The organism is Enterococcus sp. AZ067 (genome assembly GCF_051715005.1).
GTDB classification, from domain to species: domain Bacteria; phylum Bacillota; class Bacilli; order Lactobacillales; family Enterococcaceae; genus Enterococcus_D; species Enterococcus_D casseliflavus.
Map to the genome: position 1 here is coordinate 941,274 of NZ_JBIOSY010000001.1, position 16,618 is coordinate 957,891.

The 16,618-nt window shown below is 39.3% G+C and carries 16 protein-coding genes; 11 read left to right on the forward strand and 5 right to left on the reverse strand.

Going from position 1 to position 16,618, the window contains the following annotated elements; translation table 11 throughout:
* The first annotated feature begins 66 nt into the window (after window positions 1–66).
* Both IGI82_RS04535 and IGI82_RS04540 read left to right on the forward strand, forming a co-directional pair.
* Window positions 67–573, forward strand: a complete 507-nt coding sequence (locus tag IGI82_RS04535) for a hypothetical protein (protein WP_034868329.1) — start codon at window positions 67–69, stop codon at window positions 571–573.
* Window positions 573–1,892 carry a glycosyltransferase family 2 protein gene (locus IGI82_RS04540; protein WP_034868331.1) on the forward strand — a complete coding sequence of 440 codons (1,320 nt, stop codon included), beginning with the start codon at window positions 573–575 and terminating at the stop codon, window positions 1,890–1,892. Before IGI82_RS04535 ends, IGI82_RS04540 begins: the two co-directional genes overlap by 1 nt.
* 65 nt (window positions 1,893–1,957) lie before the next feature.
* Here the strand turns inward: IGI82_RS04540 and IGI82_RS04545 are convergent, their stop codons facing one another.
* Window positions 1,958–2,656, reverse strand: coding sequence for a GntR family transcriptional regulator (locus IGI82_RS04545; RefSeq protein ID WP_034868333.1), 699 nt, complete (start codon window positions 2,654–2,656; stop codon window positions 1,958–1,960).
* Window positions 2,657–2,855: 199 nt separating this feature from the next.
* Between IGI82_RS04545 and IGI82_RS04550 the strand changes: the two genes are divergently transcribed.
* The 4 genes from IGI82_RS04550 to IGI82_RS04565 all read left to right on the forward strand — a co-directional run bounded on the left by IGI82_RS04550 (window position 2,856) and on the right by IGI82_RS04565 (window position 6,544).
* Window positions 2,856–4,235, forward strand: coding sequence for a glycoside hydrolase family 1 protein (locus IGI82_RS04550; protein ID WP_438841795.1), 1,380 nt, complete (start codon window positions 2,856–2,858; stop codon window positions 4,233–4,235).
* Window positions 4,236–4,246: 11 nt separating this feature from the next.
* Window positions 4,247–5,560, forward strand: a complete 1,314-nt coding sequence (locus IGI82_RS04555) for a PTS sugar transporter subunit IIC (protein WP_194195587.1) — start codon at window positions 4,247–4,249, stop codon at window positions 5,558–5,560.
* Window positions 5,561–5,713: 153 nt separating this feature from the next.
* Window positions 5,714–6,013, forward strand: coding sequence for a MazG-like family protein (locus IGI82_RS04560; RefSeq protein WP_413158495.1), 300 nt, complete (start codon window positions 5,714–5,716; stop codon window positions 6,011–6,013).
* 72 nt (window positions 6,014–6,085) lie between these two features.
* Complete coding sequence (locus IGI82_RS04565; RefSeq protein ID WP_081118375.1) at window positions 6,086–6,544, forward strand: GNAT family N-acetyltransferase; 459 nt, start codon at window positions 6,086–6,088, stop codon at window positions 6,542–6,544.
* A gap of 255 nt (window positions 6,545–6,799) precedes the next feature.
* Here the strand turns inward: IGI82_RS04565 and IGI82_RS04570 are convergent, their stop codons facing one another.
* Window positions 6,800–7,639 carry an AraC family transcriptional regulator gene (locus tag IGI82_RS04570; protein WP_016610560.1) on the reverse strand — a complete coding sequence of 280 codons (840 nt, stop codon included), beginning with the start codon at window positions 7,637–7,639 and terminating at the stop codon, window positions 6,800–6,802.
* Window positions 7,640–7,753: 114 nt separating this feature from the next.
* Here IGI82_RS04570 and IGI82_RS04575 point away from each other — a divergent pair, with 114 nt between their 5' ends.
* The gene (locus IGI82_RS04575) at window positions 7,754–8,635 is read left to right on the forward strand and encodes a DMT family transporter (protein WP_438841796.1); all 882 of its coding nucleotides are present in this window, start codon (window positions 7,754–7,756) and stop codon (window positions 8,633–8,635) included.
* A gap of 150 nt (window positions 8,636–8,785) precedes the next feature.
* On the opposite strand, the gene IGI82_RS04580 is transcribed toward IGI82_RS04575, so the two are convergent.
* Together IGI82_RS04580 and IGI82_RS04585 are read right to left on the reverse strand one after the other, a co-directional pair.
* On the reverse strand, window positions 8,786–11,407 hold the full coding sequence (locus tag IGI82_RS04580) for a PRD domain-containing protein (protein WP_252704840.1): 2,622 nt from the start codon (window positions 11,405–11,407) through the stop codon (window positions 8,786–8,788).
* 71 nt (window positions 11,408–11,478) lie between these two features.
* Window positions 11,479–11,898, reverse strand: coding sequence for a DUF3284 domain-containing protein (locus IGI82_RS04585; RefSeq protein ID WP_005225314.1), 420 nt, complete (start codon window positions 11,896–11,898; stop codon window positions 11,479–11,481).
* Between the two features lie 305 nt (window positions 11,899–12,203).
* Here IGI82_RS04585 and IGI82_RS04590 point away from each other — a divergent pair, with 305 nt between their 5' ends.
* From IGI82_RS04590 to IGI82_RS04605, 4 genes are read left to right on the forward strand one after another with little or no spacing between them, the layout of a single operon-like run.
* Window positions 12,204–12,515: a PTS lactose/cellobiose transporter subunit IIA gene (locus IGI82_RS04590; RefSeq protein WP_005225315.1), complete on the forward strand. Its 312-nt coding sequence runs from the start codon at window positions 12,204–12,206 to the stop codon at window positions 12,513–12,515.
* 20 nt (window positions 12,516–12,535) lie between these two features.
* The gene (locus IGI82_RS04595; RefSeq protein ID WP_005225316.1) at window positions 12,536–12,844 is read left to right on the forward strand and encodes a PTS sugar transporter subunit IIB; all 309 of its coding nucleotides are present in this window, start codon (window positions 12,536–12,538) and stop codon (window positions 12,842–12,844) included.
* A gap of 32 nt (window positions 12,845–12,876) precedes the next feature.
* Window positions 12,877–14,193 (forward strand): PTS sugar transporter subunit IIC, encoded by a 1,317-nt coding sequence (locus IGI82_RS04600; protein WP_034868338.1) that lies wholly within the window; start codon window positions 12,877–12,879, stop codon window positions 14,191–14,193.
* Between the two features lie 13 nt (window positions 14,194–14,206).
* On the forward strand, window positions 14,207–15,652 hold the full coding sequence (locus tag IGI82_RS04605) for a glycoside hydrolase family 1 protein (RefSeq protein WP_128489024.1): 1,446 nt from the start codon (window positions 14,207–14,209) through the stop codon (window positions 15,650–15,652).
* 214 nt (window positions 15,653–15,866) lie between these two features.
* Here the strand turns inward: IGI82_RS04605 and IGI82_RS04610 are convergent, their stop codons facing one another.
* A complete protein-coding gene (locus IGI82_RS04610; RefSeq protein WP_005237363.1) occupies window positions 15,867–16,007 on the reverse strand; it encodes a hypothetical protein in 141 nt (46 codons plus the stop codon).
* Window positions 16,008–16,618: the final 611 nt, after the last annotated feature.

The window sequence follows — 16,618 nt, forward strand, 5'->3', positions numbered from 1 at the left end:
GACGACTTGCTTTTGTTGCTTCTTTTTCTTCACAGCAAATAAAAAAAAATTTAAGGAGTGAGTAAAATGAAACAACGAGTGACACGGGAAGAAGTCACAGAACGGTTGGTAACAGATGCCTACTTTCAAAAAGGTCGTTCCGCTTTAAAGACCCGCCAAACGATTTTGACGATTCTTGCTTGGCTGATGGTCTTGGTTCCCTTTGTCTGGCTGGCCATTCCGTTGACGCTGCCGAATCTGGCGGATCGGATCGCCTTTCGGACCTATTTAGAAGAAGCAGTCACTTTCGAATTTCTAGCGTTATTTTTAGGCATTTCTTTTTTGATTTTAATTCTTACGTTTGCTTTATTAACTTTGAGGAACAACCGCCGCTTCAAACGATTGCTGCAAAAGCAATCGATGCATGATGAAGCAGCCTTGGAAAAACGCAAAGAGTTGCTAGAAGCATTTTACGAAGAACGCTTCGGGACGAAAGAAGAACGCCACGGGGCAAAATACTACGCGGTTGCACCGGAGCAAAACATCGGAGAAAGAGAGATCCAAGAACTTTTCCGTAGAAATGGGGTGGGCTGATGGTTGTCAATTTTGATACTGGGTTCCCGTGGTTGGACACATTTTTAACAGTCGTTTTAATGATTCTGTTCACGTATCCGATTTTAGGTGGCTTTGCTTGGTTCATCGGGGTGATCTGCAATCGTTTTTTGTTCCGTTATCGACAATTAGAGTGGATACCGATCCCCGAAGAGATCGAGCCGATGATCACGATTATGGTACCAGCTCACAATGAAGAAATCGTTATTGAAGACACGATTCATTATTTAATGAACAATCTGAACTACAGCAATTATGAGGTGTTGGTGACTGATGATGGCTCAACGGATAAAACCCCTGTGATATTAGACCGATTGATGGAACAGTACCCAAATCTAAGAGTGTTGCGCATTGAAAAAAACCAAGGAAAAGCCCATGCCTTTAATATTGGGGTAGGGTTTGCCAAAGGGGAATTGATCTTGAGCAACGACGCAGATACGGTTCCTGAACCTGATGCGTTATGGAAATATGTCAATTATTTCATCCGTCAAGACTCCATCAATATTTCTGCCATTACGGCGAATATGGACGTTCAAAACCGCACAACGATCGTAGGAAAATCACAAACCGTTGAATTTTCAAGTATCGTAGGAATTATCAAGCGGACCCAGCAAGCCGTTTTCGGCGTCATCTATGCCTATAGCGGTGCCAATACGATGTATCGACGCGCGGCATTGATGGACGTGGGTCTGTTTCGACAAAATCGAGCAACAGAAGACATCAGTATTGCCTGGGACCACCAATTCCGAGGTTGGCTGTCTTTATTTGCTTCACGAGTGATGTTTTTCATGGAGGTGCCAGAAACACTCAAGATGCTCTACCGACAACGGAAACGCTGGGCGAAGGGCGGTACAGAAGTATGGCTGACCAACTTTAAAAAGGTCTTTTTGCATCCTTTTGAAAACATTGGTCGAACCGCTATGTTTGTCGATCAAACATTAAGTATCATCTGGTCATTCTTTTTCTGGCTTTCATCTGCCTTGTTTGTCTTCTATCTGATCTATTATGGTGCAACTGGGAATTACGAACGGATCTATCATATGTTTACGATGGCCTTTCTCTTCGTTTGTTTCGAGATGATTGCGGGGGTCATGCAGCTATTTACCAGCCTCTTGGCGGATGATAACCGCAGCAAGCTGAAATATTTCCGTTTTGCCCCTTTTTACATGCTGTTTTACTGGATGATCAATGCCATAACGATCGTCACTACCTTTATTCCAGCCGTCAAGACCATCCTTGGCTACGGCAGCGGCGTTTGGGTCAGTCCAGAGCGAACCGCGAAAAAAACCGAAGAATCTTAACGAATACACCTTCCCTGGATAATAAAAAACAAGTCTGAGTTTTCTTCAGACTTGTTTTTTTGCCATTAAGGTTCAGAAAGATAGTAAATCTCACGATTTTGGTATGGATAACGAGTTTGCGAAAATTCGAAAGGTCGTCCGTCGGAGAGACGAGCAACTTGTTCTAATTCTAAGATCGGATCATTGGGATCGACTTCTAAATATTTGATATCATAGGAATCCGCTTTGTCGGCACGGATTTTACGTATGGCGGGACCTATTTTGAGATGTAAGGAATCAGTGATATATCGATAGATCGAGTGTTCAAGGATCGCCATATCAATATCGGGAATGGTTTTGATGGGCATGATCGTGTATTCCAATTCAAAGGGTTCGTTATCAACATAGCGCAGTCGTACGATATCATAAACAGGTTCGTTTTCTCGCAAAGACAAGTAATCCATTTCGTTGGCTTCTGGAAAACGTACATTGAAACTAATGATTTTACTTTGCACTTTATGCCGTCCGCCATATCGGTTGACTAAACCGATATACTCATTGATCTGTCCTTGGTAGGTCGCTGAATTGACATAGGTGCCATGACCTCTTTTGGTAGAAATCAGGCCTTCTTGCTTCAATTGATTTAGCGCTTTTTGGATCGTCATTCGCGAGGTTTGAAATCGTTTGGCTAACGCCGTTTGTTCCGGTAGTTTTGATAAAGCTGGAAAAACACCTTCATAAATATTCGTCCGCAACTGATCAACGATCTCTTTGTATTTTGTCATAGTCATCACTCCTTATGTAAAGAAATTTATGGACTTGAGTTTTGTTTGAGGGGGATAAAAACAAGGTCTATCACTAAAGAATCAGCTGAAATTCACATGTATAGAAAAAGCTTTACATGAGTTTTTGAAAAATTTACATGCCTATTTCACCTAATTATAATAGGTTTTGTAAGCGAATACAAATGATGGAGGAATCAATATGACAAAATTTTATTGGGGGAACAGTGTCAGCAGTATGCAGACAGAAGGTGGTTGGAATGAAGGCGGTAAAAGCTTATCCGTTTATGATATACGGGAAGCTTCGGAACAGGCTAGCGATTGGCATGTAGCAAATGATAACTATCATGCGTATACAGAAGATTTTGATTATATGCAAGATTTGGGGATGAACATGTATCGTTTCCAAATTTCTTGGTCAAGGGTCGTTCACGATGGAGATGGTGCCTTTAATGAAGAAGGGATCGCCTATTACGATCGTTTTATTGATGATCTGTTAGCTCGAGGGATCGAGCCTATGATTTGTTTGTACCATTTTGATATGCCTCTGCATCTGGCGAAAACCTATAACGGGTTCATCAGCAAAGAAGTGAAGGACGCATTCATTCGTTTCGGAAAAGAAATGGTGGATCGTTTTGCGGATAAAGTCCATTATTGGTTAACCTTTAACGAACAAAATCTTTTCCACCAAGACCATGATTTTAAGATCAGCGGCTATTTAGAAGGGGAAGAAACGACAGAAGAATTGTATCAGATTTTCCACAATGTCATGGTTTGCCATGCAGAACTCTGTAATTATCTTCATGAAACAACAAATGCGAAGATCGGCGGCATGCTGGCGTATTCTGAGGCGTATCCAGCGACTTGTCGTCCACAAGACATCAAAGCAGCAAGAGAGTTTGATGAATTTGCGAATTTTACTTTATTAGATTGCTATGTGCACGGCAAGTATTCGACAGCACAAGACCGATACGTGAAAAATCATCAACTCAATATGAATATTTTACCTGGGGAATTAGAAGCGATCGCAGCGCAGAAAAATGATTACATTGCCTTTAGCTATTATGCTTCTTCTACCTTGAACGCTGAAAAAATTCCTGAAGGAACGCCGCCGAATCGGTACATGACTTTTGGAAAACAAGACAATCCTTATATTGAAACGACGGAATGGAATTGGCAAATTGATCCGCTCGGCTTCCGTGATGTCTTAAATAAAGTCTATCAGCGGTACCGGTTGCCAGTGTTTCCGATTGAAAACGGGATTGGGGTCAGAGAGCATTGGAATGGCAAAGAACCGATTCAAGATGATTACCGTATTGCCTATCATCAAGAGCATATTCGAGCGATGTTTGAAGCGATGGTGGAAGATGGAGTGGTCTGTCTTGGTTATCTTGGTTGGGGACTGATCGATATTTTGAGCTCGCAAGGTGATATGGAGAAACGATACGGACTCGTGTATGTCAATCGTGGCAACCATGAGTTGCGAGATATGAAACGTGTACCGAAAAAATCGTATGAATGGTTCAAAGAAGTGATCAAAACGAATGGTGGTACGATCTATACAAACCCATATACAGAATAGGAGGAACAAAAATGGCAGCAGAAAAGCGCACGTTTTTAGATAAATTTACAGAGTTTTCGGTCCGTCTCGGCAATCAGGTTCATCTCAAAAGTCTTCGTGATGCGTTTGCGACCTTAATGCCTGCCTTTATTATCGCAGGGATCGCTGTGTTGTTTAATAATGTCTTCTTTCCATGGTTTTTAGAAGGGGCTGCCTTGGCTCGAATGCAAGTGTTTGGCAATTCCATCACCAATGGAACATTGAATATCGCCGGTCTGCTGATCGCCCCGATGATCGCTTATTTTCTTTGCCGCAACAAAAACAATCCGAGCGCCATCAATGCAACCTTTGTGGCAACGACTTGCTTAGTGGTCATGTTGGCGATGGCTCATGCCGTGTTGCCAGAAGGCGCTCAAGCAGAAGTGACCATCAGTGGTGTGATGCTATTTGACGATGTCGGGACCAAAGGAATGTTTTCTGGAATCATTTGTGGGTTAGTTGCCACGGAATTATTTATTCGACTGTCAGAAAACAAGCACCTAAAAATCAATTTAGGGGATCAAGTTCCTCCTGCCGTCAGCAAATCCTTCAGCACGTTGATCCCTGCTATTTTGGTCATTTCCTTCTTTGCCGTAGTTGCGACCGTGCTAGCAGCCTTTGATACCGACCTGATTCAAATCATTTCAACAGTGATCCAAGAACCACTGCGTTTATTGAACACATCGATTTTTGGGTTCTTGATCATCTATTCAACGGGCAATTTTCTGTTTACTTTAGGCATTCACCAAACCGTCATCAATGGCACCTTGTTAGATCCATTGCTGTTAGTCAATATGAATGAAAACATGCAAGCCGTGCAAGAAGGCGCTACGCCACCCAATATCTTAAATTCAGCATTCGTGACGGTTTTCGCACAACTAGGCGGGACTGGATTTACGATCAGCTTGATCATTGCAGTGCTCTTATTCGTCCGCAATTACCAACCTTTTCGGGATGTCGTCAATCTATCCCTAGCTCCGGGTATTTTTAATATCAACGAGCCAATCATCTTTGGTTTACCGATCGTCTTCAATTTACCCATGATCATTCCCTTCGTTGCAAGTCCAATTGTTGCGACGTTGATTGGCTACTTTGCTACCGCAGTAGGATTCATTGAGCCGCTTTCTGTGATGGTTCCTTGGACGACACCACCAATTCTTAGTGCATTGTTGGCATCAAAAGGGGATTTTAAAGTTGTTTTGGTTCAAGTGATCATCATCGTCGTCTGTGTAGCAATCTATTTTCCATTTTTAAAAATCGCTCAACGGGTTGCAATCAAATCTGCTGAATTGGAGCGGGCAGAATAAACAAAACAGGATGAATCCTATACTAGAGTGACCTACAAAAGTTAGAACAAAATTCTAACGTTTTGGGGGGTCACTATTTTTTGAGGTGATTTTTTTACTAAGTTTCTATTTTGAACTTTAATTAAATGGTATACTATCCCAAAAGGAGCGACTATGAAACTATCAGAAATGCAAAAAGCGGTCTATCAAAACAAAATCGATCACCAATTCAATGTCACAAATATTGAAAAAGAGTTTTTAGCTTTATATGGTGAAGTAGGGGAAGCCTTTGACGCGTATCGGAAGCAACAAGAGGTAGGAGAAGAATTGGCGGATGTGGCGATTTATCTTCTTGGGTTAGCGGAAATCCTTTCCATCGATCTTGAAGCAGAGATTCATAAAAAAATGGCCGTCAACCAAAAGCGTCGTTATACGAGTTATGGCAATGGCTATGCCAAACGAATCGATAATTGATACACGCACAAAAACTAGTGGATTCCTCGAGTATAGGCCCTTACCGAAATATAGATGGAAGCAGGAGATAGGATGGAAAAGAATGTAAGCATGCGTGAATTAACCACGGCGGATTTAGCAGAAGTTGTGGACCACTATATTGCCGTATTTTCAGCAGAACCATGGAATGACCAATTGACAGTGCCGCAAATCACCGACTATGTATCTTCAATGATGGCAATGAATACTTTTATTGGTTATCGACTAACAGACCGAGCATCGAATGAATTGATTGGTCTTTCATTAGGCTTTATCAAGCCCTGGTATCAAGGAAAAGAGTATGTGATCGATACCTTTTTAATTACTGGCACGCATCAAGGAAAAGGCCTTGGTTCCACTTTTTTAGAAAGAATCAAAGAGGATCTGCTCAAGAAAGAGATTCCAACGATTTTGTTAGATACCGAAGAAAGTATGCCAGCAGCGGATTTTTATAAAAAGAATGGCTTTAAACCACTACCAGATAATGTGAGCTATTATTTATCTCTAGATTAATCCAAGCATGTCAATAAATAAAAAAGTCTGCGAAAAAATCGCAGGCTTTTTAGTTATGCACAGTTTCAACAGGTTTATCCACAATATGTTGTAGGAACATGTTTTCGCCTACTAAATATTGGGTGTGTGGTTTTTAGAAAAGGATTTCAAAGAGATTCTTATGGACCAATGAGCGTAAAAGTGAAAAAAGTACTGAAACGCTTATAGAATATAGCAAAATTTATCTAGATGAGAGGCTCTGTTGGTACCGATCAGCTAATTTCTATCATCTTCGCGATAGGTTTTGCGATACTGTAGCGGCGTTAAACCAAATTTACGCTGAAATCTTTTGCTAAAGTAGCTCAAGTGATTGAAGCCAACGTGGTAGCAGATGGTTGAGATCGGCTCATCCGTTTCGATCAATAGGTTTTTGGCTTGAGACAATCGATAATCAATCAGATAGTTGATTGGGGTCAATGTCGTGTATTGCCGAAAAAGGGCGGTACAAGTACGTGTATTGATGGCAGCAGCTTTAGCGATCGCAGGAACCGTTAATGGTTCTTGATAACGCTCATGGACAAATGCCAGCATTAAGTAGATAGTTTCTTTCTTGGGTGAAGCAGGTCTTGCAGCCATTAGCTGTGAAAGGGCAGCTAAAAACAATTCATAGAGAGTAAATCGTTGTTCAATAAGCAGAGGCAGACGCACGGTTTGAACAAATGCTTGATGTTGGGCGGTTAAGGTTAAGCGCCGATAGCTGCGGGTGCGATCGTGGACTAATTGTTCGATCGCTTCTTTAAAAACAGGGTCAGCAATAAAGCCTGAAGAAAAATCAAAGCAGCAATATCGGACGTTTTCTGAAGCTAAAACAGCACCATGGAGTACACGGCTATTAATAATGATCGCCTCATTCTTGCTTAGCAAAATTTGCTCGTCGTCTATCGTATACACGAAGCTACCTTCTTCGACCCATACAATTTGCAGCTCGTCGTGCCAATGCAGAGGCAATTGGTCGCCACGCTTTTGTTGCAAGCAACGTTGATAAATTGCGAAGGAGCGATTTGTAGTTGTATGTTTGGTCGTTTCTTCGTTTTCTTCTGTGCGTTCAAAGTACATACCGCACCACCTTTTTACAGAATAGTGTTAAAAACAATCAGGATATTGACAAAAGTTCACTATCTGATTCGGTATAATACTAACAAAGTAAAGTGAAAGACAAAAGGTGTTTTTATGAAAAAAACAGTTGGGATTGTTTATGCTTGTTCAGCAGCAGCTTTGTGGGCAGTTTCTGGCATCGCTGGACAAATTTTATTTACGAAATATAGTATTTCAGCAAATTGGCTCGTTTCAACACGATTGGTTCTTTCAGGGTGTTTGTTGCTAAGTATTGGGTTAAAGGATCGCGCCCGTTTGATTTCCCCATTTCGTGAGAAAAAGGACTTCATTCAGCTGCTCTTGTTTTCTTTCTTAGGCATGTTTCTCGTTCAATTTACCTACTTTAAAACGATTGAGCAAAGCAATGCTTCGTTTGCAACGATTATTCAATATACTGGACCTTTCTTTGTTTTACTCTATGCTGGGATAGCCAAAAGGCAGCTCCCCTCTTTAAAGACATGTTTCTGGTTACTGGTAACCTTACTTGGTGTGACGGCTGTGGCATCAAAAGGACAGATTGAGCAATTAGCGACTTCCCAATCTGCGCTAGGCTGGGGGTTAGCATCAGCGATATCACTAGCTTTTTATTCTATACAGCCGCGTAAACTCTTGCAAAAATATGGGAGTTTACCAATTGTCGGCTGGGGGATGTTGATTGGTGGAGGCTTGGCGAATGTGGTTCATCCAATGTGGCAGATTGATAGTCAACTGAACGTTCAAGTGATTCTTTATTTGCTGGTGGTCATTTTATTTGGAACAGCACTAGCGTATTTGATTTTTTTAACAAGTTTACGCTATTTATCCTCAACACTTGCAACAGTTTTAACGGCAGTTGAGCCATTGCTGGCTGCTTTCTTATCGATCATTGTTTTTCATGATCACTTCGCAGTGGTGGAGCTAGTAGGATTTATGGCAGTTATAGGGAGCATCATGTGTTTACAAAAAAATATGGAGTGAGTTAAGTAATGAAGTAATAGAATAATGAAATCTCTCTATGATCCTTTATCAATGAAGGATCATAGAGAGTTTTTTTTGTTATACCCATATCAAAAGGGTTACCCACCAAATATTAGGAGAACTTATTTTCGCCTACTAAATATTATATGTTTAAAGTTTTTTGATGATGAGAAGGATAGTGGAAAGTTCCAAATCGTTGATCAAAACATCGAAGCTTTTTTCTAATTTTCTTAAGATCTTTGCAATAATCAAAGCATCTTGCTTAAATGTTTTCATTACAGCGAGATTTGCTTTGGCAATGTTGGGTGAACGATTTTCTAATAACCGTTCGATCAGACAAGCTAAGTGCATGAATAAGCCAATGGATTGATCAAGGGAAAGAGGATAAAGGGTGCAAATCTCATCAATGACTTCTGGCAAGACCATTTTTAATTTGCCAATGTCGGTATACTTGAACGAATCAGCTAAGTAATTATAGACTTCTGTGTAATCAAAGAATTGCGTCTTTACGGGCTCAAATAAAAGTAAGCGATCGAGTGTTTCCTTTGGTGTCTCAAATACTTTCCCAATTGAGATAAAGGGAATACCGAAAATGTTAGGATCATAAGTCCCGACAAAAGCATGTACTTTATAGACTTTCTTTAAGTTACTCACTTCTTTGATTAGTTCATTTCTCGAAGAGATAGCCAGTGCTTTAACTTTCATACCAAGTTTCGAGTAACTTTCGATGTACCGTTTTAGTTGTTCTGCGCCTCCTTCTCCGGTATGGCATAAAGTAATGATCAATTCATATCCTTTTTCCGCTTTTTGTAACAAGTCGTTCATACTCATACTGACCGTGTGATAGACATAATCAATATCGGTTTCCATTGCACTTTTTCGAGCTGCTTCGATGCCGATAAGAGTTATAGGTAAGTAAATCAGTCGAAGCTTACAATTTAATTCCTCAGCGATCGTTTCAACAATCGTTTTTATTGAACCCATATCATAAAGAACGATCACACCTTGTCCTTGATCAATTCGTTTGATGACTTGTTTAATTTCGATCATCGACTGGCGAGGTGTACTATCAAGTTTCATGTCGTAGCTATAAATGTTATTTGTCTGAGTCAGCATGTTTGTTGTTTCAGCCAATGAAGAAGCTGTTCGATTTCCATGCATGATATATAACAATACTGGATGACCGGTTAATTGAGTCTGCTCTTGGTTAATCAGAAAAAGTAAAATCAGAATGATCTCATCTTTTGGTAAATTCAAGTTGAGCTGCTTTTTTAATTCAATCGAAAGCTGAACACTTAGCGCATATTCCTCAGGGTATTGTTGAATAAATTGAGTGACTTCCTCTTGCGAGAGGGTTTGTCGATTGGAAGCCAGTGTCAATAAGGAGTTGATATGAAGACAAAGCCCATAAAATACGCTTGATTTAAATTCTCTGTTGAGTTCCTTTTTACAGGTTTTTAGCCAGAAATCAACAATTTGAATGACTTTAGCATCGACGATTTTTGCTAATTGAGTAATGTTATATTGATCATCAAAGACATTGTAATAGTTGTACTTATTAAAAAGATTTTGCACATACTTGTTCATTAGGGGAGTGATCGTTAATTCATTGATGCCGCTCTCCGAAAGTGATTGATATTGATTGCGAATCTCCTCATAAAGGTATAAGCGTTCATTTTTTCCAAATTCTTTTAAGTAACCCTCATTCTTATCATAAATAATATGCTCAACATTTCCGAATAGCTCGTCGAAAACCATCGCATTTTCTTTCACCCGTAACAAGCTCTGTTTGATTTCTGGTTTGAAATCAGCGAGGGAAAGAGCAATATCTTGGTCACCCTCATTGATTACGCGAACATACCCTTTGGCACAAGCAGCTGTAATATCCATTTTCAGCTCTTTTACTTGATAAGAAAAATTTGCTAACAATAGACCTCGGATCACTTCTGAGGGAACAACGATTGTACGTCTAGAATGAACGGCTTCTCTGGAAAAGAAATGATTGATCAAGTCAAAACGTTCTTTATAGGAGCGCTTCTCTATTTCAGGCAATTCGATCGTCAGTGGAATCGCTTGATTAATTAAAAGTTCTTTTGAAGGCATGATTGATAAGATCACCATCACATTATTCGGCTGAGATTGCTTTTTTTCTTGAAATAGGGGGATTTTGTTGTTTAAAAAATCTAAAATTTTGTTTTGCTGCTTCGTGTTTAATGAATCGTATGCTTCTAGAAAAAGAATACCAGACCAAGCTTTCTCAAATACGCTATTGGCATAATCCTCGTTGGTTCCGAAAAGATCCTCATCAAGCAAATGAGGATCTTTGGAATAATTTCGACAATTAATTTTTATATAAGGAGCTTCTTTAGTCAGCACCTGTCGCTGTTTGGCAAAATCTACTAGTGTATCAACAAAGTAACTAGTACCACAGCCTGGTTTGGCTTGAATCAGCACATTTAATGGATTTTTTGGATATAAGACGGCGGCTTTTGCCAATTGAATCGCATTTTTAAGACTTTGATTGGCACCAATGATGACGTCAAATGCATCCTTTTCAGCGATTGGTTCTGCTAAAGAATAGAGAACAGGTCTCGATGTGGATTTCACTAACTTCTTTTCTTGAACAAGTTGATTAAGAAGGGTGCTGGCATTCGATCTTTGTAGATTCAATGCCTCAGCAACCTGCTTTGTAGTCAGACCATTCACTTGTTCTTGATTGGTGTAGATTTGATTTTGGATAAAGTCAAATACGATAGCTTTCATTCTACTCATAGTTTTACTCCTTTGAAACATTCTCAATGTATTGGCTTAGAAATCGCCTATCCCCATTCTATGTCAATTCATCAGGACAAATTAGTCCTCCTCTTCTCATGGATTTTTTTTTGGATATCGAATAGAGTATCAGACATTCTTCCTAAATAGACACCTTCGCTAAAGAGCCGCATCAGTCGGTTTTGTTTTTTCATTTCAAAACTTTCGATGTGCTGTTCGAATTGTATCTCTAAACCGTTTTCATTTTCTTGTGTTGTGTACTTAAGAAAATATGTCTCATAGGAAGAGGAGATTTTGACTTCATAAAGTGTGCCACGAATATAGTTGATCACGAAAACTGAAATTTCCATTTGGGTTTTGGAATCAGTTTTTTTGTAATTCAGTCCTTTCTCAATCTTTGTTTTCGTGAGCTGACATTCGCGAATGAGTTCACTTTCAAGATAGTCATAGAATTCGTTTTCGCTTATTTGTAACGTTCGTTTGATTTTCATGAGTGTATTATAGGGGGAATTAATTGAGGGTGCAACCGACGGTATTTTCTAGAAATTTACAAATTTTATACAACTATTTTATAGGATTATACAGTAGGAAGAAATTGATTTACTTCTTTATACACTAGTTATAGAAATGGATGAATGAAGGTATTATTTTGATTTTTTCAGATTTTAAAGGTTGTTTTTGTGAAACTTAGTGTATAAAAAAATTTTTTTCGCAAAATGTAAGCGCTTGATTAAAAAGGTGTTTATGATAGTTTTGATTTTGTAAGTGAGAAAAAAATTGGGAAGGAAGAGTCACTATGGAAAAAATAAACAATACAGAGTCGGCAGCCATGAACTTGATTGCTAACTCAGGAGATGGGCGTTCCTATGCATTCCAAGCATTAGAGGAAGCGCGTAACGGCAATTTGGAAGAATGTAATCTTTTATTGAGAAAATCGGATGATGCGATCAAAAAAGCCCATCAGGCACAAACAGAGCTATTATTTTCAGAAGCAAGGGGGGAAAAGCAAGAAATCAATGTCCTATTGATACACTCACAGGATCATTTTATGACAAGTATGTTAGCCAATGAATTGATCAAAGAAATCATTCGATTCTATCAAAAATAAAATGGAAAGAAGGGGAATTCATGAAGAAGATGAAAATTTTATTGGTTTGTGCTGGAGGTATGTCTACCAGTATTTTGATGCAAAAAATGAGTAAGTACTGGAAAGAAAATGATATGGAGTTAGACATTAAGGCCGTCGGACTATCGGAATATCAGGATGTTTATCAAGAGTATGATGTAGTGATGGTGGGACCACAGGTCTCTTATCGTTTGAAAGAAATCGTGGAAAATACTGGTTTGCCAACTGAAGCCATTCCATCTTTTGATTATGCAATGGCAAATTGCTCGAATATTATGAAGCTCGCAACGAAATTGTATGGTCAAAAGTAAGACACAATAATAAAAGGAGTGTGGATCATAATATGGAAAAACTTTTTGATAGTCCAGTGATGATAAAATTACAAGATTTTGGACAGAAACTCGGGAGTAATAAGTTTCTAGCAGCTTTGCAAGCATGTATGATGTCTTTGATGGGCATCATTATGGTTGGGGCAATCTCTCAAATCACTGTTTCGGTTTTAGGTCCTACGATGTTTCATGTGATCGCTGCGGAAAGTCAGCTCTACGAAATTATTTATCTGCCTTATAAGTTCACAATGGACCTTTTATCTGTATGGGTCGTCATTCTATTTTCTTTTAATTATGCCAAAAACTTAAAAATGAAGTCGCCCATTATGAATGCAGTTGATGCATTGATTTGTTTTTTCTTGGTTGCTGGCACGTTAATGATCAGTGAAGCAGGAGTTACTAGTATCGATATGACTTACTTAGGATCGACTGGCATGTTTATCGGATTTGTTGTTGTCTTCCTTTCTGTTCAAATTGAAAAATATTGTGCGGATCATAATATTCGCATCAAAATGCCAGACGTAGTACCGCCATTTTTACAAGATGGCTTTGCCTCGATCGTACCGTTAGCAATTAGCGCTTGCTTTTTCTTAGCGTGCAGTGCTGCGGTAGATATCTTTACCAACGGCAATTACACGATTGCCTCCGGTTTTATGGCGCTTTTAGGCATTCCATTGTCTGCATTGTCTTCCACCGTTGGGATGTTTATCATGTGTGTATTTGCAGCGTTATTATGGTGTTTTGGGATTCATGGCACGATGATCTTAGTGCCGATTATTATGCCTCTTGGAATCCAAGCTGCAACCGCAAATGGCGCTGCTGCTGCTGCAGGCGAGCCACTCGTTTTTTATCCCGTGGCTTTGTTTGGTGGGATGGCAATTGCCGGAGGAACAGGGAACACGTTACCACTAGCTTTAATGGGTTTAAAATCAAAATCGAAACAAATCAGCGCGATATCAAAAATCGCAGCTGTGCCAGGATGGTTTAACATCAATGAACCGCTGACTTTTGGTATGCCGATTATGTACAATCCAATCATTTGTATTCCATATGTGCTAAATATTCCTGTGGTGATGTTACTGACATTAATTGGCTATCGAATCGGTTTTCTAACACCTGGTTGGATTTCCATTTCTGCTTTGCTGCCAATGGGGATGGCAAGTTATCTCAGTACGCTCAAATGGCAAAATGCTATCTGGGATTATCTAATGTTGATTCCTGCAGGCTTAATTTATTATCCATTTTTCAAAGCATATGAAAAACAATTGATCGCCAAAGAAGCGTTGGCGGAACAAGAGGAACAATTTGGTGTAGTAGCAGAACAAGAATAAAGGAGCGAACAGAATGAATAAACGATTTCCAGATAATTTTTTATGGGGTGGCGCAACTGCTGCGAATCAATTAGAAGGAGCATTTCTTGAGGATGGAAAAGGATGGTCAACTGCGGATACTGCCCTTTACATTGGAAAAGAGGCACGGACACAAATGCTGTTAGGGGAACCTATGACTAGAGACCAAGTCGAATTTGCTATGAAGGATAAAAAGGGACATTATCCAAAAAGGCATGGTATCGATTTTTATCATCGATACAAAGAAGACATCGCGCTTATGGCAGAGATGGGATTTAAAACATTTCGTTTATCAATCTCTTGGCCAAGGATCTTTCCAAATGGCAATGACCAAGAACCCAATGAAGCTGGTTTAGCCTTTTACGATGCAGTCTTTGATGAGTGTCTAAAGCATGGAATCGAACCGTTGGTGACGATCTCACATTACGAGTTCCCATTGCACTTAGCGCTGACTCAAAATGGCTGGCTCTCACGGGATACTATTGATCATTTTGTTCGCTATGCAGAAACGCTGTTTAACCGTTACAAGAATAAGGTCAAATATTGGTTGACGTTTAATGAAATCAATATAATTGGGATGACTGGTTATCTGAGTGGAGGGATTTTGGCAGACGGAATTGACAATATGTTAGCAGCACAATATCAAGCAGGACATCATCAGTTCCTTGCAAGTGCTTTGGCTGTAAAGAAATGCCATGAAATTATCCCAGATGCCAAAATCGGTTGTATGTTGGCTCGAATGGAGGCGTATCCTGAAACATGTAATCCGCAAGATGTTTTGGCTTCTGTAAAAGCAGATGAAATGAATTTCTTTTATACTGACGTTCAAATACGTGGAGAATATCCAGCATATATGGATTCATTTTTTGAAGAGAATGGAATTGTGATCGACGTTCAGGAAGGCGATCGTGATATTTTGAGAGAAGGAACAGTGGATTTTCTTTCCTTTAGTTATTATATGTCAATGGTTGTAGGAGAATCAAAAGAAGAAACTGGCGGGAATCTTTTTGGATCCATCAAGAATCCTTACTTAAAAGCAAGTGATTGGGGCTGGCAGATCGATCCAGTAGGTTTACGAATCACCATGAAAAAAATGTATCAGCGTTATCAAGTCCCTCTCTTTATCGTTGAGAATGGTTTAGGTGCTGAGGATGTGGTGACAGAGGATAAACGGATTCACGATGCGTATCGAATTGATTATTTACGTGACCATATCGAGCAAATCGGTATAGCGATTCAAGAAGGAGTTGAGGTGATGGGCTATACTCCTTGGGGATGCATCGACTTAGTCAGTGCTAGTACAAGTGAAATGTCGAAGCGTTATGGGTTTATATACGTGGATCTTGATGATGATGGAAAAGGAACCTTGGAAAGAATTCGTAAAGACTCTTTTTATTGGTATCAAAAAGTGATAGCGACCAATGGTGAAGAGCTGGCATGAAAATTTTATCCCTATAATAATCTTAGCTTTCATGGATTCCCACTCTGCATTGGGGAATCCTACAATCTATATCGAACCCAACAAAGTTCAAAAAAAGTGATCGGACTAAGTATTTTTTAGACAAAAATAGTAATCGTCAAAAAAGACGAGATTCGCCAAAATCGGTGAAGTCTCGTCTTTTTTATAAATCAACAGAAAAAGAAAACGCAGGAGTCTACGCTTTCTTTTTCTGTTCTTCTTTTTTCTTGTCTGTGGTCGGTACGGAATCTAGGGCTTTTTTGAAAATCTCTTCTTTTTTCGTTTTATAGTTATGTTGACGTTCAGCATACACTTTTTCTTTCGTCTTTGTTTTCATACTCGGTCACCTCTTCCTTTTTTTAAGTATAGCACGATTTCACAAACTTATGCAAATCCTTGGTTTTCTCCTTGGTGTTATAATCTTTCCCGTAATATACATTGTGAAAATGTTTCTTTTGGCAGAGATGAGGGACTTCTCTATCAAGAAATTCGCATCCGGTTGGAGTCGAGGTAACAGGATCTCATCTTAGCGTCGATCACACAGGTGGAAGCGGCGTTCTTTTTGAAGCAACTTTTTCACAGAATCCCTCGTGTAAAAAAGGAATGATAAATGGGTGATTTTAGTATCGATTTTTGAAAAAGGGGATCTGGAAAGAAATGTTATTCAAATAACAGTCTTGTTTTTCAAAAAGTGGGTTTATTTGCAAAAAAATTCCTGTTTTTATTCGCGAATTAAAATAACGTTTAATGAAATAGCGTTTTTCTGTAGTTTATAGAAATCTTTGTAAATAGAGTGCCATTGAGCAACACCAAAGAGAAAGTGATCAAAAAGAATAACGCAGGAAAATAAATGACACGTTTTATTAAACGTAAATTAAAAAAATACAAAACGAAAACAATATCAAAAAATATTAATTTTTGTTAAAATGGGGTACAGGGGGTGTTTTA